18 protein-coding genes and 1 pseudogene are annotated in these 21,458 nt (G+C 57.1%); 5 read left to right on the top strand and 14 right to left on the bottom strand.

The features are described from left to right. Nucleotides 1–55: 55 nt before the first annotated feature. The 9 genes from FVF58_RS33615 to FVF58_RS33575 form a co-directional block, all read right to left on the bottom strand. On the bottom strand, nucleotides 56–1,501 hold the full coding sequence (locus FVF58_RS33615) for an NAD-dependent succinate-semialdehyde dehydrogenase (RefSeq protein ID WP_149674057.1): 1,446 nt from the start codon (nucleotides 1,499–1,501) through the stop codon (nucleotides 56–58). Nucleotides 1,502–1,543: 42 nt separating this feature from the next. Further along, the gene (locus FVF58_RS33610; RefSeq protein WP_149674056.1) at nucleotides 1,544–2,374 is read right to left on the bottom strand and encodes an SDR family NAD(P)-dependent oxidoreductase; all 831 of its coding nucleotides are present in this window, start codon (nucleotides 2,372–2,374) and stop codon (nucleotides 1,544–1,546) included. Between the two features lie 46 nt (nucleotides 2,375–2,420). Next, on the bottom strand, nucleotides 2,421–3,896 hold the full coding sequence (locus FVF58_RS33605) for an aldehyde dehydrogenase (RefSeq protein ID WP_149674055.1): 1,476 nt from the start codon (nucleotides 3,894–3,896) through the stop codon (nucleotides 2,421–2,423). A 13-nt stretch (nucleotides 3,897–3,909) separates the two neighbouring features. Beyond that, nucleotides 3,910–4,656, bottom strand: a complete 747-nt coding sequence (locus FVF58_RS33600) for an SDR family NAD(P)-dependent oxidoreductase (RefSeq protein WP_149674054.1) — start codon at nucleotides 4,654–4,656, stop codon at nucleotides 3,910–3,912. Between the two features lie 23 nt (nucleotides 4,657–4,679). Continuing rightward, nucleotides 4,680–5,672: a branched-chain amino acid ABC transporter permease gene (locus FVF58_RS33595; RefSeq protein ID WP_149674053.1), complete on the bottom strand. Its 993-nt coding sequence runs from the start codon at nucleotides 5,670–5,672 to the stop codon at nucleotides 4,680–4,682. A gap of 8 nt (nucleotides 5,673–5,680) precedes the next feature. After that, entirely contained in the window at nucleotides 5,681–6,556 is an 876-nt protein-coding gene (locus FVF58_RS33590; protein ID WP_149674052.1) for a branched-chain amino acid ABC transporter permease, read from the bottom strand. A gap of 34 nt (nucleotides 6,557–6,590) precedes the next feature. Further along, a complete protein-coding gene (locus FVF58_RS33585; protein ID WP_149674098.1) occupies nucleotides 6,591–7,745 on the bottom strand; it encodes an ABC transporter substrate-binding protein in 1,155 nt (384 codons plus the stop codon). A 71-nt stretch (nucleotides 7,746–7,816) separates the two neighbouring features. Then, nucleotides 7,817–8,524, bottom strand: coding sequence for an ABC transporter ATP-binding protein (locus tag FVF58_RS33580; RefSeq protein ID WP_149674051.1), 708 nt, complete (start codon nucleotides 8,522–8,524; stop codon nucleotides 7,817–7,819). After that, nucleotides 8,524–9,297, bottom strand: coding sequence for an ABC transporter ATP-binding protein (locus FVF58_RS33575; protein WP_149674050.1), 774 nt, complete (start codon nucleotides 9,295–9,297; stop codon nucleotides 8,524–8,526). Before FVF58_RS33575 ends, FVF58_RS33580 begins: the two co-directional genes overlap by 1 nt. A gap of 332 nt (nucleotides 9,298–9,629) precedes the next feature. Here FVF58_RS33575 and FVF58_RS33570 point away from each other — a divergent pair, with 332 nt between their 5' ends. From FVF58_RS33570 to FVF58_RS33550, 5 genes and pseudogenes are all read left to right on the top strand, one after another. Then, nucleotides 9,630–10,541 carry a LysR family transcriptional regulator gene (locus FVF58_RS33570; RefSeq protein WP_149674049.1) on the top strand — a complete coding sequence of 304 codons (912 nt, stop codon included), beginning with the start codon at nucleotides 9,630–9,632 and terminating at the stop codon, nucleotides 10,539–10,541. Nucleotides 10,542–10,794: 253 nt separating this feature from the next. Next, nucleotides 10,795–12,000, top strand: a complete 1,206-nt coding sequence (locus FVF58_RS33565; protein ID WP_149674048.1) for a CaiB/BaiF CoA transferase family protein — start codon at nucleotides 10,795–10,797, stop codon at nucleotides 11,998–12,000. Between the two features lie 18 nt (nucleotides 12,001–12,018). Then, complete coding sequence (locus tag FVF58_RS33560) at nucleotides 12,019–12,792, top strand: enoyl-CoA hydratase/isomerase family protein (protein WP_149674047.1); 774 nt, start codon at nucleotides 12,019–12,021, stop codon at nucleotides 12,790–12,792. Next, nucleotides 12,746–13,606 carry an enoyl-CoA hydratase gene (locus FVF58_RS33555; RefSeq protein ID WP_246217271.1) on the top strand — a complete coding sequence of 287 codons (861 nt, stop codon included), beginning with the start codon at nucleotides 12,746–12,748 and terminating at the stop codon, nucleotides 13,604–13,606. The genes FVF58_RS33560 and FVF58_RS33555 overlap by 47 nt, the downstream gene beginning before the upstream one ends. Nucleotides 13,607–13,674: 68 nt before the next feature. Beyond that, nucleotides 13,675–13,986, top strand: a pseudogene (locus FVF58_RS33550) (MFS transporter); the annotation flags it as partial. A 117-nt stretch (nucleotides 13,987–14,103) separates the two neighbouring features. Here FVF58_RS33550 and FVF58_RS33545 read toward each other — a convergent pair. The 5 genes from FVF58_RS33545 to FVF58_RS33525 all read right to left on the bottom strand — a co-directional run bounded on the left by FVF58_RS33545 (nucleotide 14,104) and on the right by FVF58_RS33525 (nucleotide 21,120). After that, complete coding sequence (locus FVF58_RS33545; RefSeq protein ID WP_149674044.1) at nucleotides 14,104–14,751, bottom strand: glutathione S-transferase; 648 nt, start codon at nucleotides 14,749–14,751, stop codon at nucleotides 14,104–14,106. A gap of 1,313 nt (nucleotides 14,752–16,064) precedes the next feature. Continuing rightward, entirely contained in the window at nucleotides 16,065–16,805 is a 741-nt protein-coding gene (locus FVF58_RS33540) for an SDR family NAD(P)-dependent oxidoreductase (RefSeq protein WP_149674043.1), read from the bottom strand. A gap of 488 nt (nucleotides 16,806–17,293) precedes the next feature. Further along, complete coding sequence (locus FVF58_RS33535; RefSeq protein ID WP_149674042.1) at nucleotides 17,294–18,667, bottom strand: IS4 family transposase; 1,374 nt, start codon at nucleotides 18,665–18,667, stop codon at nucleotides 17,294–17,296. Between the two features lie 219 nt (nucleotides 18,668–18,886). Then, nucleotides 18,887–19,999 carry an NADH:flavin oxidoreductase/NADH oxidase gene (locus FVF58_RS33530; protein ID WP_149674041.1) on the bottom strand — a complete coding sequence of 371 codons (1,113 nt, stop codon included), beginning with the start codon at nucleotides 19,997–19,999 and terminating at the stop codon, nucleotides 18,887–18,889. Nucleotides 20,000–20,010: 11 nt separating this feature from the next. Continuing rightward, nucleotides 20,011–21,120: an alkene reductase gene (locus FVF58_RS33525; protein ID WP_149674040.1), complete on the bottom strand. Its 1,110-nt coding sequence runs from the start codon at nucleotides 21,118–21,120 to the stop codon at nucleotides 20,011–20,013. Nucleotides 21,121–21,458 lie beyond the last annotated feature (338 nt).

Here is a 21,458-nt window from a genome sequence, read left to right as displayed (position 1 = left end):
GCAAGTGAGCGCCGGGCAACGCCCAGGGCGAAACTGGTAACGTGTTGGCGCTTCCTCAAACTTGCAGCACTGACACGGTTCGCGAGTTCAAATAGGCATCCATCGCCTCCGGGCCTCCTTCCGATCCGTACCCGGAATCCTTGACGCCCGAGAACGGTAATTCAGGCCACGTGGCGGCGGTTTGATTGATCCAAAGCATGCCGACCTCGACCCCACGCGTTAGCAGGCGTGTGTTGCGCAGCGATTGAGTGAAGGCGTAACCGGAGAGCCCGTAGGGCAAACGATTGGCTTCAACGATCGCGTCTTCCAGCGTGTCAAACGGTTGAATGGCCGCAATCGGTCCAAATGGTTCGTCGTTAAAAACGCGGGCTTCTCGTGGCACGTCAGCCAGCACCGTGGGCTTCCAGAAATTGCCGGTCGTTCCGACGCGCTCCCCGCCGGCAACAAGTGTCGCGCCGCACTCAATGGCGTCACGGGTGAATCCGTCCATGGCTGCTATTCGACGCGGATTAGCAAGCGCACCGATCTGCGTGCCGTCGGCGAGGCCATCGCCGATCTGCAATTTGCTCGCGCGACGGCCGAACTCCCGGCCAAACTCAGCGGCAACGTCGCGCTGCACCAGAAAACGTGTTGGCGAAATGCAGACTTGGCCCGCATTACGAAATTTTCCGGCGAGGGCGGCGTCAAGAGCGCGCTCAAGGTCCGCATCTTCAGCGACGATGAACGGGGCATGACCTCCTAACTCCATCGTTACACGCTTCATGTGCCGACCAGCGAGTGACGCGAGTTCTTTGCCCACGGCAGTTGAGCCGGTAAACGTTACTTTGCGGATGATAGGGTGCGGGATCAGATAATTCGAGATTTCGGCTGGGTTGCCGTAGACGAGGCCAATCACGCCCGGAGGAATGCCGGCGTCGACAAAAGCTCGCACCAGCTCCGCAGGCGCAGCGGGCGTTTCCTCTGGTGCCTTGACGATAATTGAGCACCCTGTCGCCAATGCGGCCCCCATCTTGCGCACGACCTGATTAATTGGGAAGTTCCATGGCGTGAACGCCGCAACCGGGCCGACCGGGTCCCGGACGACCAGTTGCTGCGCTTCCAGATTGCGTGACGGCACGATGCGACCGTACACGCGAAACCCTTCTTCGGCGAACCATTCAATCAAGCCGGCGGCCAGCGAGACTTCGGTCTTCGCCTCGCCGAGCGGCTTGCCTTGCTCCTCGGTAAGCCATGCAGCAATCCGTTCAGAGCGTTCGCGCAGGAGAGCAGCTGCTCGCCGCATGATCGCGCTGCGTTCGTACGCGGGTGTGTCGCGCCAGACACCGAAGGCACGATGAGCCGCAGAGAGTGCGCGATCGAGTTCGGGAATTCCCGCGTGTGCAACAGTCGCGATCGCTACGCCGGTGGCTGGATTGACGACATCGAGTGTGCGGCCGTCCCTGGCATCCTGCCAGACGCCATCAATGTGAAGCTGCGTGTTGGGATATATGGGTGTAGTCATTGGTGCTGCCTTGGGTGAGTCTAGAAATCCGAAGGGGTAAAGTTACGCGATGCCCCGCGTTGCTGCGCCGAACAATGTCGTTATGCGACGCTCGACGATTGCGGGCGGGAGCGGTTGCGTGTGGACATACAACGTGCCGTCAAGAATGGCCTGCCGTACCATACGGCCCACATCGTCCGGTTCCATCGGGTTCATTGCGAGCGTTTTAAGAAGAGGGTTCTCATAGGGAGTGAAGGTGCGCATAGTGGATCGTTCATCGGCTGGACGTAACGCATCACCGTTTTGCGTAATATTCGTTTTGACGAAACCGGGGCAAAGAATCGTTACGCAAAAACCTTCCGGGGCGAGTTCCTCGGCGGCTGCTTCTGAGATCGAGGCCACCGCGGCTTTCGAAGCGCTATACGGCAAATGTCCAGCCAGCGGTACCAGAGCGGAAATGGAGGCAGTGTTGACGATGTGTTTCTCGCCGGACTGTTGCCGCATGCGCGGCAGGAATACGTCGAGTCCGTGTATCACGCCCCAAAGATTGACTCCAAACAGGAATTGCCAGTCGGCCATGTTGGCCTCGAGTATCGTGCGAAAGGGCCGCCACGACACGCCAGCGTTGTTACACAGGATATCGACCGCGCCAAACTTGTCGTAGGCTGCTTCGGCCAACGCTTCTACCGAGGCATGGTCGGCGACATTGGTTACAACTGACAGGGCTTCAACGCCTCGCTCGCGCACCTCCGAGGCGACCGCCGCGGCGGCCTCGGCAACGATGTCGGACACGACGATCCGGGTTCCCGCTTCCGCCAATGTTAGCGCGATGGCCCGCCCGATACCGCTCCCCGCGCCGGTTATGACCGCGGTCTTGCCTTGCAACGTCTTCATAGAGGGGTCTCCAGGTTAAGAATGCCAGGACCTGCAGCTGAGCAGTTCAAACCTTCATGATGAACGGGTCTGCTATTGTCTCGCCAAGTTCGCACCAGACACTCTTTGTCTGGAGATACTGGTTGATGGCCTCGATACCGTTCTGCCGACCGATGCCGCTTGCCTTCATGCCGCCGAAGGGCGATGCATAGTTCATGGCACGGTAGGTATTGATCCATACCGTGCCCGCCTTGATGCGACGCGCAAGCTGATGGGCGCGTTTAATGTCACGTGTCCAGATGCCGGCACCCAGGCCGTAGATCGTGCCATTAGCCATCGCGACGATATCGTCCTCGTCCGAGAAGGGCGTGATAGCCAATACTGGGCCAAACACTTCCTGCTGCATCAGCTCGCTGGATGGCGCGGAGTTTTGCAAAATGGTCGGCTGATAGAAAAAGCCGCCCTCGCAACCCGGAACGGTTACCCGGTCTCCACCGCACAATAGTTCGGCGCCATCGTCGATCGCGCGTTGAACCATCGTCTCGTCCTTTCGCAGCTGTGCCTCAGTGGACACCGGCCCCATCTGCGTGTGGCTGGCCATTGGATCGCCGACCCGGATTGCGCGTGCACGTTTAACAACGCGCTCAACAAGGGCCTCGTAGATCGAGGTATGGACATACGCGCGGCTGCCGGCGATGCATGTCTGACCAGTCGCGGCAAAGATCCCCGCCAGTACGCCTGTTTCCGCCTGGTCGAGATCGATGTCTTCAAAAAAAATATTGGGGCTTTTGCCACCCAGCTCCAGCGTACAGGAAACAAGTCTCTCGCCCGCGCGCGCAGCAATAGCGCGGCCCGCTGCATCGCTGCCGGTAAAGCAGATCTTCTGTACTGCGGGATGGGCTACTAGGGCTTCGCCAGCTTCGCGCAAGCCGGTAAGAACATTCAGAACTCCCTTGGGCAGGCCAGCCTCGATCGCCAGCTTTGCCAACTCGATCGCCGAGGCAGAAGTGACTTCTGAAGGTTTGATGATCACGGTGTTGCCCGCTGCCAGAGCGGGTGCGATTGACATTACCGTAAGAAAGATGGGGGAATTCCACGGTACGATTACGCCAACCACACCTAGCGCTTCTCGCAACGTGTAGTTCAGGACACTTGTCTGATCTAGAGGAATGACGGCGCCTTCAATCTTGTCCGCCAGGCCGCCGTAGTAGTACATCCAGTCACGCATCGCCTTGATCTGAGCGACGACTTCGACGTAGATTTTTCCGTTTTGCGCAGTGTCCAAGGCCGCCAGCCTCTCCGCGTTCTCCCAGATACGATCGCCCAGTTGCATCAGAAGCCGACCGCGTCGCGTGTGCGAGATGCGGCCCCATTCACCGTTGAATGCCAAATCAGCGGCGCGCGCCGCTGCGTCGACATCGGCCGCTGCTGAGAGCGCAAAAATGCCCCAAGGTTGTCCTGTCGTCGGATTGATGGTCTCGAAGACGCCGCCGCTCAGCGCCGCGACGTCGCGGCCGTCGTAATAGTTCAAAAATGTGTGCATAGTCGTCCCTTCCTCACATTGCTGTCTTGCCGCCGTCCACGCCTATAATCTGTCCAACAATGAAAGCAGCTCCCGGAGAGCTCAGGAAGCGCGCGGTGTCTGCCACTTCCTGAGGTAACCCAACGCGCCGCAACGGAATGCCCCCGATGAGCGCCTCCTTCCGCTCAGCGCTCCCAGCGAACCGGTCCAGCAATCCTGTCTCGATCGGACCAGGTGCGATTGCGTTAACTCGCACTCCGCGAGCCGCGGCCTCAAGCGCTGCCGCCTTGGTCAGACCTTCAACCGCGTGTTTGCTTGCCGCATACATGGAAGCTCCGACAGCACCGCGGCTGCCCAGCGTCGATGAGATATTGATGACGCTGCCGCTGCCTTGCGGCAGCATTACACGGAGTTCGTGCTTCATCGCGAGGATGGTTCCGAGAACATTGGTATCGAAGACACTGGCGTAGGTTTGCGCGGTCTGTTCGACTACATATCCGGTGTGTCCCTCAGTCCCGGCACTGTTGACAGCGACATCGAGTCGTCCAAATCGGTCGATGGCGGCATCGACTAGCGTTTGCATGTCGTCCTCCAAGCGAACGTCGGCATACACGAACTCTGCTACAGCACCGCAATCACGAAGCTCGGCCGCAAAGCTTGCGCCGGCAGCTTCATCGCGGCCGGAAATCACGACTCGCGCTCCGTCGCGGGCGAAGACCAGGGCGGTAGCACGTCCAATTCCGGTCAAGGCACTGGTGACCAGTACGACGGGATGGTTCACCTTTAACCACTCCAAATTAATTATCAATGTGTCCTCCGACGACGGTTAGCCAACGAAATAAGCTCGCCCATCACGCCACGTCGGAAAGCGAGGACACATATGACGAAAATGAAGCCGGAAATCAAGGTGGTGTATTGGCCCAACATGCCAAACCACGCGATGGACGTCAGGTTTTTCAGGAATTCGCCCGTTGCTTCAAGCCGATCATTGAGGAACGTAACAATTGCCGCACCCATCAACGGACCCGATAAAGTGCCCATCCCGCCCAAAAGCGTTATAAGGATGACTTGCCCCGAAGTACTCCAATGAACGTCTGCTAGTGTTGCGAAGCCAAGCACCAGAGCCTTGAGCGATCCGGCCAAGCCCGAGAGCGCGGCCGATATGACGTACACCAATAGCTTCACACGATCGACGTCATAACCAAGGGAGGTTGCGCGGGCACTGTTTTCCCGTATACAACCTAGAACCTGGCCAAAGGGTGAACCGAGCAGGCGTGAGATAAAGAGGAATGCAAATACGACGATAACTAAGACGACGTAATAAAGCGTGACATCATTGCTTAAATCCAACATCCCAAAGATCTTGCCGCGCGGGACCCCCTGCAGTCCGTCTTCTCCACCGGTCGCTTTGCTTTGCAGCGCCAGGAAGAACACCATTTGTGCAAGGGCAAGCGTAACCATAGCGAAATAAATACCTTGGCGACGGATGGCCAGTAGACCAAATATCGCACCAAGCAATGCACCGAAAGCTGTGCCTCCAAGCAGCGCAATTTCAGGCTCCACGCCCCACGTTTTCATCGCATAGCCAGCGACGTAAGCCGACCCGCCGAGAAAAGCAGCATGACCGAATGACAACAGGCCGGCGTAGCCGATTAGGAGGTTGAACGCCGAGGCGTACAACGCCAGGCACAGAAATTTCATGACGAAGACCGGGTAGACGCCGAGAACCGGTGCGGTGATGAGGCCGAGCAGAAAAAGGGCGTAGCCAGTCGGAGTGAGACAAGGATAAATTTTCATGGTGTCGCTCAACTCTGTTTGCCGAATAAACCTGCGGGGCAAATCAACAACACCGCGATCATGATGGCGAAGACGATCGTTGCGGACGACTCGGGATAGACAACTTTGGCTACGGACTCGGCTAAACCCAATGCAAGACCTGAAATAACCGCTCCGATGATCGAACCCATGCCGCCGATGACGACAATGGCGAACACAACCACAATATAGTTCTGGCCCATTAGCGGCGAAACCTGCATCACCGGCGCAGCAAGGACTCCGGCGAAGGCAGCCAGTGCGGCTCCGAACGCGTAAGTGAACGTGATCATTCGAGGTACATTGACGCCGAACGCTTCGACTAGGCTGGGGTTCTCAGTGCCCGCACGCAAATAGGCGCCCAGACGGGTTCTTTCGATCAGAAACCAGGTGGCGGCGCACGCAGAGAGAGCGATTACTACCACCCAGGCACGATAGACGGGTAGAGTCATGAATCCAAGGTTGGCTGCCCCATCAAGCGGCGCAGGTGTATCGTAAGGCAAGCCCGAAGAACCATAGGCGGATTGAAAACCTGCCTCGACTACCATAGCCAAACCAAGCGTAAGCAGCATGCCGTACATATGATCGAGCTTGTAAATTCTACGAAGCAGGAATCTCTCGACGACGATGGCGAGTATTCCGACCGTGAGTGGGGTCACTACAAGCATTGCCCAGTAACCGAGTGAAAAACACGACATACCAATGTATGTCACCACGGCGCCGAGCATGAAGAACGCGCCGTGAGCGAAATTGACCACGCCTAACAGGCCGAAAATAACCGCAAGGCCTAGGCTCAGGACCGCGTAAAAGGAACCGTTGACGATTCCCATTAACAGTTGGCCGGCGAGAACTGGCAAGGAGATGTTCATACTGGTCGGATCCGGGTTGGACTGGTTGCTGCGCCTAATGCCATAGCACGCACCTGCTTTCCGATTTTGTCGTCGCGATGTCCTCGCCTTTCAGGCGGGAGATCACCTGAAAGTAGTCCCACGGAGCTTTCGACTCAGCCGGTGACTTGACTTGCAGAAGATACATATCGTGTACAAATCTACCGTCCACGCGAATTACTCCATGAGCATAAAAATCGTCGATCGGTGTCTTCTTGAGATATGCCATGATTGCGTCGGCGTCAGTCGACTTTGTGGCCTGTACTGCCTTTAAGTAGGTTGTCGTTGCTGAATAGTCGGCAGCCTGCACGGACGTGGGCATGCGGCCGGTCTTTGCGTAGAATCGCTTGCCGAACGCACGTGTTTTCTCATCGAGATTCCAGTCCCACGTTGCAGTAAGAAGTAGTCCTTCGGTGTTTTGCAATCCCAGGCTGTGAATGTCGTCGTTAAAAACCAGCATGCCGACAATCTTCATCGATTTTCCAATGCTGAATTCCTTAGCTGCTTTTGCGGCATTGATGAAATCACCGCCGGCGTCGGCCAGCGCGAGGACCTGCGCTTTCGAAGCTTGTGCCTGGAGCAGATATGACGAGAAGTCACTGGCGTTGAGCGGATGGCGTACCGAACCAATCACCGTACCACCCTTGCTGGCGATGACCTTGCTTGCGTCACTCTGGAGTGAGTTGCCGAAAGCATAGTCGGCCGTCAGAAAGTACCATCGCTTATTGCCCTGATCCAGGACCGCGGTAGCGATACCCTTTGCCATGCCGACAGTGTCTATATCGTACTGCACGGTATATGGGCTGCATTCCTCATTGGTTAGCGTTGAGACGGTCCCGCCGCTAGTTATAAATACCCGCTTTTTATCCCGCGCAATCCTGGACATCGCGAGGTCAGCTGCTGAATTGGTCCCCCCCAGTAGCATTGTCAGATTGCGGGTGTCGATCCATTCACGCGCTTTGGTTGCGGCGATGTCTGCCTTATTTTGATGATCTGCCGTAAGCAGTTCCACAGGCATACCGTTAACGTTTCCGCCAAAGTCGTCGATCGCCATCTGAACGGTCAGCGCACCATTCTTTCCCTCTTTGTCTGCGTAAAGGCCGGACATGTCAGTGATAAAGCCGATGGTGACTTTGTCCTGTGCAGCCATGGCAAGTAGCGGTACGCTCATACCAAGCGCCAGGGTAACTTGAGCAAGGATTTTTTTCACTATATCTCCGTCTTTGTAATATGAATGTGGGCTTAAACCCCGAGAAGTTCGGTCAAGCGATATGCGAGCGCAGGCAATTGCGATGCTCCGAACGACTCAACAACCCGGCCGTGCTCCATAACGTAGAACCGGTCGGCCAGTGGAGCGGCAAACTGGAAGTTCTGTTCTACCATTACGATAGTGAAACCCTTGGCACGGAGTATTCCGATTGTGCGAGCAAGCGATTTCACCACGACGGGTGCCAAGCCTTCGGATATCTCGTCAAGCAATAGCAGATCGGCGCCGGTGCGCAGAAGACGTGCGACCGCGAGCATTTGCTGTTCCCCTCCAGACAGTCGCGTGCCTGGGCTGTGCCTGCGTTCAGCAAGGTTCGGGAAGATGTCGTAGATCTCGTCCAGTGACATGGAAGGTGTGGTGCCGCGCAATACCGGCGGTAGCAGGAGATTTTCCTCGCAGGTCAAGCTTGCGAAAATGCCGCGCTCTTCCGGGCAATAGCCAACACCCAGATGCGCGACCCTGTGACCGGGTAGTCCAGTGGTCTCTGTTCCGCGTATAGCAATGCTTCCGCTTCTCGCGTCTGTCATGCCCATAATGGCGCGCAGGGTAGTCGTGCGCCCGGCTCCGTTTCGACCTAGCAGTGTTACAACTTCCCCTTCATGAACGCAAATATCCACACCGTGCAAAACGTGTGATTCGCCATACCACGCCTGGAGATTTTTGATTTCGAGGACACAGGCCATCACAACGCCTCAGTGGGCATGCCCATATAGGCCTCAGTGACGCGCTGGTCGCGTGATACATCCTGGTATGAGCCTTCGGCAATGACTTTGCCGCGTTGTAGCACCGTAACGGTATCCGCGATTGTCGAGATGACGCTCATGTTGTGTTCGACCATCAACACTGTACGTCCGACAGAAACGCGCTTTATGAGCGCGGTGATGCGTCCGACGTCTTCGTGACCCATCCCTTGAGTTGGTTCGTCAAGAAGCATGAGTTCGGGATCTGCCGCAAGAGTGGTCGCAATTTCAAGCGCTCGCTTACGTCCGTATGAGAGGTTGCTGGCTTGCTCATCGGCATATGACGCCAATCCGACTTCGTCGAGCAGCTCCAGAGCGTGCATGTCGAGCGGGTTCAGTGAGCGCCCGCTTTTCCAGAAATGATAGGTAGTACCAAGTCGCCTTTGCAAGGCAAGGCGGACATTCTCACGCAGGTTAAGGTGTGGGAATACTGCCGAAATCTGAAACGACCTGACAAGGCCACGTCGCGCAACCTGTACAGGATTGCTGCGCGTGATGTCTTCACCATTGAAGAAAATTCTTCCGGCGCTTGGCTGAAGAAATTTTGTTAGTAGATTGAAACACGTTGTCTTTCCCGCACCATTTGGGCCGATCAAAGCGTGAATCGAACCACGCTCGACGCGAAGCGAGACGTCCTGCACGGCCACGAAGCCTGAAAACGCACGCGTCATGTTGCGTGTTTCCAGAATCGTGTCCTGCGATGGATCGTCCGTCATTGATTCGGTTTCGTCAGGCAGTTCTCTGCTATTGCACGCTTCCACACGAGTTGATGGTGAGGATGCGATAGCACTGCGCACTGTCGCAATAGGGCTGTGGCTCATGTCGTTGTACCGCTTGGTCTGTGCTTTACGGGCAGGTGTGTCGAACAAAGTTCGTCGCAGCAGGTGGGCTGGCGGCCCTCTGTCTCCGTGAGGGTTGCGCCTTGGGAAGATACTGCGTCGGTTTAGCTATTCCGACAATGGACTTATCTTCATGAATCCATCATGATCTGGAATAATTTGACGTCGTGCCGAAGGGCTCCGCTGTCAGCACATAAGGAGAGTAGGTGATGAATCTGACGGTCAAGCAATTGAAGGTATTCGTTAAGCTCTATGAATTGCGCAGCTTCACCGAGACCGCTGACGCACTGTTCATGACGCAATCTGCTGTCAGCAAACTGTGTGCAGAACTGGAAGATGAGGTCGGGTTCGCCCTATTTGAACGCTCAACGCGCAAGGTTGAGCCAATGGACGGCGCGACTGACTTGTACCGATTCGCGATAGAGATTCTTGGTACGCTCGACGCTGCGGCCCGCAGCCTGGCGGACTTGACTTCGGTGCGCCGTGGCAGCGTAAGCATCGCCGCCGCACCGATGATATTTCACGGCCTGATTTGCGATGTGATGGCCGAATACCACCGCACGTATCCGCACGTTCGCCTTGAGGCGCATGAAGTGTCTACCGATGTGGCAATCGAGTATGTGTTGAATGGCCGCGTCGACTTCGGTGTCGTGGCGCCCGACCGGGACGACCCGCGCCTGCTCACCGAGCCTATCCAGGAGGATCGACTGTTTCTTGCGTGCCCGGCCGATCACCCGATGGCCACTGCACGCAAAGTCAGCTGGCGGCGAATAGCGGACGAAAACGTGATCATGCTGCGTAGCGACAACAATATGGGACGGATGGTGGAGGCAATCATGCGTGAACAGCGGGAGGACTTCCAGCCGATGGTGGAAGCAGGCGCGTTGAGCACGTTACTAAGCCTCGTACGTACGGGAATCGGAATAGCCGTTGTTCCGGCTTACGTGGTGTCATTGGCGAAGGCTTTTAATCTCTGCGTGGTACCGATTGAGGGTAGCCAAAAATATCCCCGAGTGTTGTCGTTGATCCGTCGTGGTAACGGACGTCCATCAATTGCGGCGGGCAAGTTCTCGGACATGCTGATGAACAGGCTGAGGAAAACGAGCCCTTTTGCCGACTAATGCGGCAGAGATGGTCCACGGCTACAAGCCTTGCTTCTTCTCTGGTCTCCGCAACACCTTGGATTGAAGGCCGCCCTAGCCAACCTTCTGACGACGTCCTGAGTATTGCGCCGGTACGCAAGGCGTCGCTCGCCGTCGACCTATCGCTCGAATTATTCCAAATCGAGATTGATCTATAACAATAAGTCGATTGTTGGAATAGCCGGATGCTCTCACTATGGAGGTACGCAACAAAAACCGAAAGATTTGTACCATGACAAGCGCAACTAAAGACACGTCGCCCACATCTGAAGATCTATTCGGACCTCTTGCTGGTGTCAGGGTAGTCGACCTGACATCAGTTGGAATGGGTCCGTACGCCACTCAGATACTGGGTGACATGGGTGCTGAAATCCTAAAGATTGAGGCACCCGAAGGAGATGTGTTCCGCTATCCCGAGCCGGCGAGCTCCCCTGGAATGGGGGCAATCTATATTGCGCTGAATCGTAACAAGAAGAGCATCACGCTTGACTTGAAAGTCCAGAACGATTTGGCAACGCTGAAGCGGTTGATTGCGAATGCTGATGTCTTTGTGTCCAACGTCCGGCCGCGAGCTTTGCGAAAGCTTGGCTTGGACTACGAGACGCTGTCTCGTGACAATGCGCGTCTCATCTATTGCGCTGCGGTCGGCTTTGGTCAGAATGGACCGTATGCGGAGAAACCGGCCTTTGACGACATCATTCAGGCAATGAGTGGCATAGCAAGTCTGCAAGGTAAAAACGTCGATGCACCGTCTTACGCAAACACGATCATCGCTGACAAAGTAGCTGGACTCACACTCGCATATTCCATCCCGATGGCGCTCTATGAGCGCGAGAAGTCTGGACGAGGTCAAGCCATCGAGGTTCCCATGTTCGAGACTCTCGTCTCCTTTGCTCTGATTGAGCATTTGGGAGGCAAGACCTTTAAACCTTCGCTCGGACCGACCGGTTATGGTCGCGTGTTGTCGCCGCATCGACGGCCCTATCAGACAAAGGACGGCTTCGTCAGTTTATTGCCGTACACCGACGCCCAATGGAGCCGTTTTTTCACGCTCGCTGGCCGTGATGATATGGCTACAGACACACGCTTCACAAGTGCTAAAGAACGCAGCCTGAATTTCGATTCGCTTTATGGGGCACTGGCGGAGATCGTGAAGGGGCGCACTACCACGGAATGGCTCGATCTGCTGGAACCAGCGGATATACCTGTGGCACCTGTGTTGTCAATCGATGATCTGCTCGAGGACAAACACCTGAAGGAAACGGAATTTTTTGTAGAGCGTGAACATCCGACCGAAGGAATCGTGCGCGTAACGAATATTCCCGTTCGATTCTCTCGCACCCCAGGCCAAATCAGGTCCTTACCTCCGCGTCAAGGATCGGACCAGGCGGAGCTTGATCGCCTCTCCGCTCATCACGCGATCAAAGCGTCGCAATAAGTAAACGTATTGGAAGCTATGAACTCTATCTTTTATGAGATCCGCGACGGCGTCGCGGAAATTTCGCTGGCTCGCGTCCCTGTGAACGCTCTGGACGAGTCGACTCTTGACGAGTTGCTTGCTGCATTTCGACGAGCGGCAACGGATCGGGAGGCGAGGGCAGTCATTTTGCACAGCGCAATCCAGAACCGTTTTTGCGCTGGTTTGGACCTCAAAATTCTTCGCACGTACCAGCCTTCGCAGCTCCGGGGTGTCCTTCAAATGCTGTATGTGGATCTCTTCGATGCGCAGTTCGCTTTGGGCAAGCCGTCAATCGCCGCAGTGTCAGGTGCCACTCGAGGAGGCGGGATGACTGTAGCCGTCTCGTGCGACCTCGTCGTCGCATCCAAATCGGCGACATTTGGCTATCCGGAAATCGATAATGGTCTTCTACCAGCGATCCACTATGCGCATTTACCGCGAATCATCGGACGCCATCGTGCATTCGATTTGTTGTTCACCGGCCGCACCTTCCCCGCCCAGGAGGCTCTCAACATTGGATTGATTAACAGGGTTGTCGACGATACCGCGATGTTAGACGCCGCAAGACAGCTCGCAAAATCGCTAGCGTCGAAGCCCGCTGAGACTGTTCGACGCGGGCGCGCTGCCTACATGTCTGCTATTGACCAAAACTACCGCCGAGATATCCAGACAGCGGTCGAGCAGTTCTGCAACGTGGCGCTGACCGACGAAGCGCAGGAAGGTCTTGAAGCATTCTTTGAAGGTCGCAAACCGGTTTGGCGACGCGACTGACACACAACGGTACTCAACACTAAATACGGTGGAAGAGATGGAGACAGAAGGTAACTGCTGTTTCGCACTGTCGCGCGACATGAGAGGCGTCGCATATCTGGACATCAGGGCGGGGAAGATAAACGTTCTCGGTGTATCCGAAATGGAGTCGCTAATTCGGGCGATTACAGAAATCAAGGAAGACGATATAATTCGATGCCTCGTCGTTACGGGGGGGAACGATCGTGCATGGATTGGGGGCGCCAATATCAAGGAGATGGTGAAACTTGACCCAGCCACTGCTCGCGAGTTTATCAGCCGAGTGAACGATCTCTGTGAAAGTGTTCGAACCCTGTCGGTACCCGTTATAGCGGCGATCAACGGTTGGTGCCTTGGCATGGGCGTCGAGTTTGCTGCCGCGTGCGATATTCGGGTCGCTTCGACCGTCTCCCAATTTGCGATGCCAGAAGTCAAGCTCGGTATCCCGTCGGTGGTCCACGCAGCCATGCTTCCTCGGCAAATCGGTGCCGGCCGGACTAGATCGTGGCTGCTTACTGGACGGGCGGTTGACGCAACAGTTGCGCACACGTGGGGGTTGCTGGACGATGTCGTCCGACCTGAGAATCTGGACGCTGCAGTGGAAGACATAGTGTCGGCGATTATCGAATGCCCTGCCGAGGCAATCAGGACACAGAAGGCTTTGTGCAACGCGTGGGAGGAGCTTCCGTTGACGGAGGCCATTCAGATGAGCATCGGTCCGTTTGGCGACGCATTCTTGACGGATGAGCCAGGAATGGCGATGCGCGCGTTCCTGGCTAAGAAGCTTGGAAATTAGACAGGTGAAGTTGAGGATCGGTGAGGATGCCGGAAATCCAACCGTGACAGGCGGTTGGAGTGGAGAAAATGGATGTCGGCATTTATAGTGGTGCCGCAGTAGCCGGCAGCCTGGGGAAGGCGAGAGCTCTAGTAGAGTGTACGCTTGGGACACTCTTTGAATGGTACGACTTGTTCCTATACGGAACGCTCGCTTCCGTAATATCTGCCCGATTCTTTAGCGGGCTATCAAGCCGTTCACACTTCATTTTCGCCTTGCTTGCGTTTGGGATCGGTTTTGCCTTTCGACCTCTAGGCGCCCTCATTTTTGGGCGACTGGGTGACCGCTTGGGGCGCAAGCTCACTTTTCTTGCGACATTCGTGATGGTGGGTGGATCAACACGGAAGAAAACCGAAGCAGGCGATTGGGTACCTTGCGACGCAACGGGCCCAATCGCCTCGTAGAAGCTGCTCACGAACTCACAGCGAGCGCTCGATGAAGCTCACTTGGAAGTCTGGTTAGGCACTCGCGCCCGGACGGATTGACGTCTTGTCGTACCACTGCTGAAAAGCTGTGTGCTCGGCCGGAAGCGGCATCTTCAGTGCGTTGGTTGCGAAGTCCACCGTTACCAGCGTCGTTATGTCCGCCGCTGAAAATTCCTCGCCGGCGACAAATGGCACGGCCGCGAGACGTTCATTGAAGTCGGCATAAAAGTTGGCCACGCGCTGCTTGCTGCGCTCGACCAGTTCGGGAATCTGCTCGTACGCATGCGGACCCGACAGCGCCCGACCCTTCAACCCGGCAATCCCGTTGCGCACACCCTCCATGACCGGTGCGAAGCCATCGAGTTCGGCGCGGCGTTCCCACAAGGTGACGAGCGCCTTCGTCTTCGCGCTAGTGCCTAGTAGCGGGGTTTGCGGATACGCTTCTTCCAGATAGCGCCAGATGGCGAGCACTTCTGTGATGGTGGAACCGTCGGCGAGCGTCAGTGCCGGTACCTGGCTGCGCGGATTGATCGCCTTGTAGGCATCGGAAAACTGCTCCTTGGCGCCAAGGTCGACAGCCTTCATCGGAATCGTGATGTCCTTTTCCGCGATAAAGAAGCGCACACGGCGAGCGTTGGGAGAGCCCTTTGATTCGTAAAGGATGGGTGTTTCGATGGTCATTTGGGAGATCCTTTTTGATCCGTAGATCGAAAATACTATTCAAAATTGGCTACCCAATATACACGTGTTGTCACCACGGATAAATCCGAATTTCTGAAAAGAACAAACGGCAGAAACGAATAATGCCGTGACGGGCGTCTATCAAGAGGGCCGTACTATCACCTGAACTCGGCACGACGTTCTCGAGTTACCAGATTGACGGTGGTCGGAAGAGTCTCCTTACAAGACTTCGAAAGGGGCCGAGCGAGGAGCCATGGAGGTATGACGAGAGTCGGTTCGCAGTTAAATTCCTTGGATGAGGTGACAGGCTCGACGCCGAAATCGACTTCGCGATTCCGACGCTCTCAAGAACTCCTACCGATGTGTGATCCCGAACGTGGATCTCAATTGTCGGACACTCATCATGGTAGTCCGCGGAGCTACGCGCAAGCAGCGTCGACGCGATCGCCGGAGAGTCCGACGGAGAAACACGTCCGCGCCAGATGACAGCCCACTTCTGGATTTTCCGCGGCCTTTGGTCAACCTCGCGAATGGCAGGCTTGCTGCGGTGCGATGAAACAGCTCCTACTGGTTACTTCTCCCAGCAGAGTCGTTCCTGAAAGGGGGCCATGTGCGAATCCACGCATCGCGTTCTCCAGGGGATGCAGCGCGAAGCTGTCGACGCTAGTCCAGTCGAGCCGATCTCTGTCGCACCAATTCGGCTACAGTCACCCAACTACACGTGACAAGCCTTATCCTTCAGCCGGGCGACGAGTCCGTCAAATACTGCCCGCATGCGCTTTGGAACTGGACCGCGTTGCGGCCGGTAGACGTGGAGCCGCCACGGATTTGGCTCATTCTTGCGCAGCACCCAGACCGCATGGCGTTGCGGGCTTTAAATAGGCGTCTTGCATGAAACTGCTACTCTTCTAGGATGGTAGGTTTGTCCCCGCGCCTTCGCGGCAGTACCTCACACTGCGCGGAATTCGCCGTCGCTGCTCGCTGCGAACAAGCTGGCGCCTGGGCTCGCCGCAGACAAGACCTTCGTTCTCAAGTCACCACACCTGGCCTCCGCTTTGGAGTTTGCCAAACTGGTTGAGAAGAGGTGCGATACGGGGGTATCTGCAGATCAAGGCGGTCCGGATCAGTAGCGCAATCAGGACGCCTGATCCGTTTGCAATGCGAGAGTCTGACGGGGTGACGAACGGGGTGGTGCTGGATTGCCTCGAGGCGACAGGTTAATGGGGAGCCGACTCCGTTAGTTCGTCGACTCCCCGTCGCGTCCGCACGGACGCCTCTCTTCCTAAAATCTATGGCCTGGTATGTGCTCAGGCTCAGGCATTCATTCCGCCGTCCACGGTAAGATTCGTTCCAGTAATGTACGAGGCCTCCGGGCCGGCCACGAACGCTACCATCGCGGCGATCTCCTCAGCACGTCCATAGCGACCGAGTACTGTGGCGGCCTTCTGCGGCACCGCCCACTCACCTGAGGCGGGATTCAGGTCTGTATCGATCGGACCCGGCTGGACGTTGTTGACCGTGATGCCACGACCCCCCAACTCTCTGGACAGCGCCTGGGTGAACATCCTGACGGCTGCCTTCGTGGCTGCGTAGGGCACCAGCCCGGGCGCAATGGCACGCTCGCCCACTGCCGAACCGATCATGATGATGCGGCCACCATCACTCAGGTGCTTCAGCGCAGCCTTGGTCGTAGCGAATACGCCGCGAATGTTGATGTTGATCACTTTGTCCATTTCCTCCTGCGACGTCTCCTCGAACGGTTTTGGAATTGCCGTGCCCGCATTGTTCACCAGCACATCCAGCCGGCCGAACGTCGAAAAGGTTTTTTCGACTGCGGCCTCGACAGCTTTGACGTCAGTAGCGTCGGCCTGGATCGCAATAGCCTTTCCGCCATTAAGTTCGATCTCTTTGACCACGGCCGAAGCCGCGCTGGCGTCCTTTGCATATGTAAAGGCCACGCTCGCTCCATCCGCAGCCAGACGTTTCGAGATTGCCGCACCGATGCCGCGTGAGCCACCGGTAACGAGTGCCACTTTTTGGGCTAACTTAGACATGTGATCTCCTAATGTTTCCGTGAGCGATTCACCGCTTCACGGATCTGGTTAATGATTCATTGATTGTTACCGTTGCCCGGAGCATTTCTGAAACCAGAGCCTTCTCGGCCCCAACCGGTCACGAAAATCGGCGATGACCTCATTCGCGGGCTTCCTGGCGTCGGCGGCTGCGTAGTCCTCGTTTGCGAGGGCTTTAGCGATCAGACAAAGATCTCGGTGGCGCCACCTTTGATCTGTGTTGGCACAACGACTATAGTTTTCGTGGAGAGACGTGACAAAGACCTTCTAAGCAGGAGGGCATGCCTCTCGGGCATAACAGCGGAGCCGCCTAACCGTGGTGGCATGGCGGTACAGGTCGATCGCAATATGTCGTTGCGTCGCTTGCCGCCGGCGAGCAGAGTCGCAGGGGCGCACAACATTCTCGCGGCCGGACATGGCCGCCTCGCAGGAGGAACCCCCGCTCTAAAGGACTGAGTTTTACCCACAAGTTACAGGCCAGAACTAAAGATGCGGAACATCTCGGTGATTTCGTGCAAGACGAGGAAACCTCGCCAGATGACCGTGGCGCCGGGTGGTGGATCATGACGTCGATTGAGGTAGCCGCCCAGGGCGGCAATCCATCGTATCGCCTGGTGCAGCGACGGCACCGTGTCCGGCGGCCGGGTGGTTCGATGCACGCGGCAATACAGGGCTTGCCATTCGACGGGTTGGAGGACCACTTCACAAGGCAGGTCACCGTCCAGCCGTGCCAGCAGCGTGGTGTAGAGAATACGCCAGGCAATGACCGCGAACAGGGAAGTGGCCCGAACGAAGCGTTCGAGCGTGCCGAACTGACGGGCCTCGATGCGGCAGCCGCTCTTGAGCACCCGGTGCCAGGTCTCGATCGTCCAGCGCCGCGCATACCATTGCAGCCGCTCAAGCGCCTGCGCGGGCGAATGTGTGGGCACCGAGGTGAGCAGCATCCATTCGATTGGCAGGATATTGGCCGGCGGTTCGTCCTCGATGACATGCACGACGAAGACGTCCAACTCGGGCAAACGGGTCCGTGTCTGGGGCGGTCGCAGACGTACGCATGCGTGTCGCAATGTCAGGCGTGCGGTGCGCTGGGGACGAGTCCCTTTGGCTGGCACCAGCAACTCGGTGTGACCTGCTACGGGGGTGTGCAGTACCGCCTGCCACAGATAGCGCTGGGGATGGCGGGCGCAGCGGTTCCATGCCGCGCGCACCAGCCAGTCCACCCCGTCCGGGCGTTGCGCAGCAAACAGTTCATAGACATCGCTTTCACGATCGCCGATGCCAATGAGTTGCGTGTGCTCACAGCGCGACTTCAGCGCCGACAGGTGCGCAAGTCCTTCGATCCACTTGATACTTTCCTTCTCATGGATGGGGCGGGATTTGCGCTGCGCGGCGCTGCCCTTCGTTCCTTCAGGACGTGCCCACGTCTTCATGCCCAGTAGCCCAAGCGGCAAACCTTCCGGACTGACCGCCAGCAAGCTGTGCATCAAGAACCCACGCTCGTTGCCACCGGTACAGCGCCCCAAGCCATCTGTGGCAGGCAAATGCGTCAGGTTGAATTCGGTTGTGTCCTGTATAGCCAGCACTACCGGGGTCTGCTCCATACGATGCAGCGTCTGCGCGATGTGCGGCGCCAGTACACCGTCGGTATCGACCTGGTCGTTGTCAAAGAACCGGTAGGCCGCCTTCAGTTCAGCAGGCGAGAGAGCCTGCGGCAGCGACGTGTGGGGGCTGGTCGCCAGTTGACGTGCTAACGCAATCAGGCGATGCGACAGGCGAGCGTCTCCGAGATTCGCTTGCGCGAATTCCTCGCTCGCCCAGTCTGCCGTGTCGTCTCCGATCGCCAATCCGCAGCCGCTACATCAATTGGATGCGCGAAAGTTAACACCGTCCGATCCAGTTTACAAGCGGACTTGTGGGTAAAGCTCAGCTCTAAAGGACGAGGGGGATGTCAAGATTGCACGACTGCCTTCAGAGCTTGGGACATCGCACGGCGACGCCTGAATTGCGGGGCCGGGCGATGTCGAGGCAGAAGTTTCTTAAAGAAAATCAAATACGATTCCCGTTCAGCGTGCACCGTAGTGCGTGCCCTGGAATAGATCCGGATGTTCGCGGGGTGGGGCGCGCCAGTATGGCGGTGCTGCCGTCACATTAGCGCCTAACTGGGCCGCCGCATGCCAGCCCCAGCGGGGGTTGTACAGGGCGGCGCGCGCCATTGCGACGAAGTCCGCCTGGCCGCTCGAGATTACTTCTTCAGCCTGCTGGGGATCCGTGATCAAACCCACTGCGATGGTTGCAACCTGGGCTCTATCGCGGATGGCGTGGGCGAACGGCACCTGATAGCCTGGGCCGATAGCAATTTTCTGCCGTGGCGAAATACCCCCGGAAGATACTGAGATCCAGTCGACACCACGCTGCTTAAGTGCTTGCGCGAAGGTAATGGTCTGTTCCAGATCCCAGCCTTCGTTTACCCAGTCGGTGGCAGAGACCTTGACCCCCAGTGGCATTTCCGAAGGCAAAACAGCGCGTACGGCGTCGTAGACCTCCAACGGGAAGCGCATGCGATTTTCCAATGAACCGCCGTATTCGTCGCTCCGCCGGTTCGAAATAGGCGAGAGAAACTCATGCAGCAGGTAGCCATGTGCGACATGCAATTCCAGGCCGTTTACGCCGAGCCGTATGGCACGCTGCGCGGATGCAACGAAGGCTTCGCGTATTCGCACCATGCCGGCCCGATCCAGTGCCAGCGGCGGGATTTCACCGTCGATCTGCGGCAGCGCCGACGGAGCGTATGTATGCCAGCCGCCGTCTGCCGGCAGGATTTGTTGGCCGCCTTTCCACGGCACTTCGCTAGATGCTTTGCGTCCAGCGTGGCCCAGTTGCAGGATTACAGAGGCCGACGAGTACTCGTGGATGGCATCGATGGACGGCTTCAACGCTGCCTCGGTGATGTCATCCCACAAGCCAAGATCGCCGGGTGTGATCCGCCCTTTCGGTTCGACAGCCGTTGCCTCGATGAACAGTAGCCCTGCACCAGATGAGGCGAGGCTACCGTAGTGAATCAGATGCCAAGACGTGGCGCGGCCGTCTCTGGCAACGTATTGGCACATGGGAGAAATTGCTATACGGTTTGGCGGCTTCAACTGACGCAGGGCGGCAGACGTAAAAAGCTTGCTCATAATGTATTCCGTTATGCTGCTACAGAGTCGCTGCTATAAAACGGATAGTCGGTGTAGCCGATCTCGGAACCGCCAAAGAAGGTGGGGCGGTCATATGGGTTCAGTGGGAGGTTGCGCCGCAGACGTTCAGGCAGATCGGGGTTGGCGATGAAGTCGCGCCCAAAGGCAACCAGGTCAGCGTCGCCCGCCTGAAGGACTGCTTCAGCCGTATGACCCTTGAAGCCGCCGGCGGCGACAATGACACCCTTGTAGTGTTTGCGGATCAGCTGTGCGGCGACTGGGTTCTGGTCCTTGCTCTCGTCATCGACGTTGCCGAATACACGTGGCTCGATAAGGTGCAGGTAGGCCAGGTTCAGTTTCGCCAGTTCTTGCGCCACATAGGTGAAGAGACCTTCCGGATTGCTGTCGGACATATCGCCCCAGGTGCCGCTGGGTCCGAGGCGCACGGCTACGCGTTCGCTGCCCCAGACAGAACTGACGGCCTTGGTGACGTCGATCAGGAAGCGAGCTCGGTTTTCGAACGAGCCGCCATAGATGTCGGTGCGCTTGTTGCTGCCGTCCTGCAGGAACTGATCGAACAGGTAGCCATTGGCGGCATGCAGCTCAGCGCCATCGAAGCCAGCCTCTTTAGCGCGAATCGCAGCGGTCCGGAAGCTCTCGACGAGATCTGCGATTTCGGGGATTGTCAGCGGACGGCTGGGCGTGTTCGGAACCCAGCCCGATTCAGTGTAGGCGGCGCCGCCATGCAGCACGGCCGACGGCGAGACGGGCTGAGCACCCCCTGGCTGCAACTGGCTGTTGGACTGTCGACCGGCGTGATAGATCTGCGCGAAGATACGGCCGCCTTTGGCGTGCACGGCGTCCGTCACCAGCTTCCAACCGGCAATCTGGCCGTCGTCATACAAGCCAGGCGCACCGAGGTAGCCATTGCCGTTGGGAGCCGCGATGGAACATTCGCTAATCAGGAATCCACCCTCGGAAGTGCGTTGGGCATAGTACTCGGCCATTAGTGGGCCGGGTCTTGCACCTTCTCCCGCGCGCATGCGGGTGAGCGGTGCCAGCACCACGCGATGGGAGAATTCGTAGGGACCGACTTTAACGGGGGAATGAAGTTTGGACATTTTTTCTTTGTAGCCGATTCAAAAAGGATGCTGAGTTCAGTGGAGGTCGGGAGCGTGTTTCCGGTTCCCGATGCAACGAGCATGAGTTTAGTGCCCTCGACTGCGAATAAAAATAGTCTGCTCTTCACAACATATCGGACATTTCTGTCCGAGCTAGGCGCAGAACTGGAAGCCCAGTATGCGTAAAAGTGCCGGCGGTAGAAAATATTTGTTTAGCAAGACACATCGTCATAATTGTTCACGAACCGCGAATTGTGTTTCGGCGCGGAGTCGATTTATCCGTGCGCTAGAAGCAAGCAGAATTCGAGCTCGGAACATTGATGGGGTAAACGCGAAGG

Source organism: Paraburkholderia panacisoli, from assembly GCF_008369935.1.
In the GTDB taxonomy this organism is placed as follows: domain Bacteria; phylum Pseudomonadota; class Gammaproteobacteria; order Burkholderiales; family Burkholderiaceae; genus Paraburkholderia; species Paraburkholderia panacisoli.
This window is presented reverse-complemented; position numbering and strand designations above follow the sequence as displayed.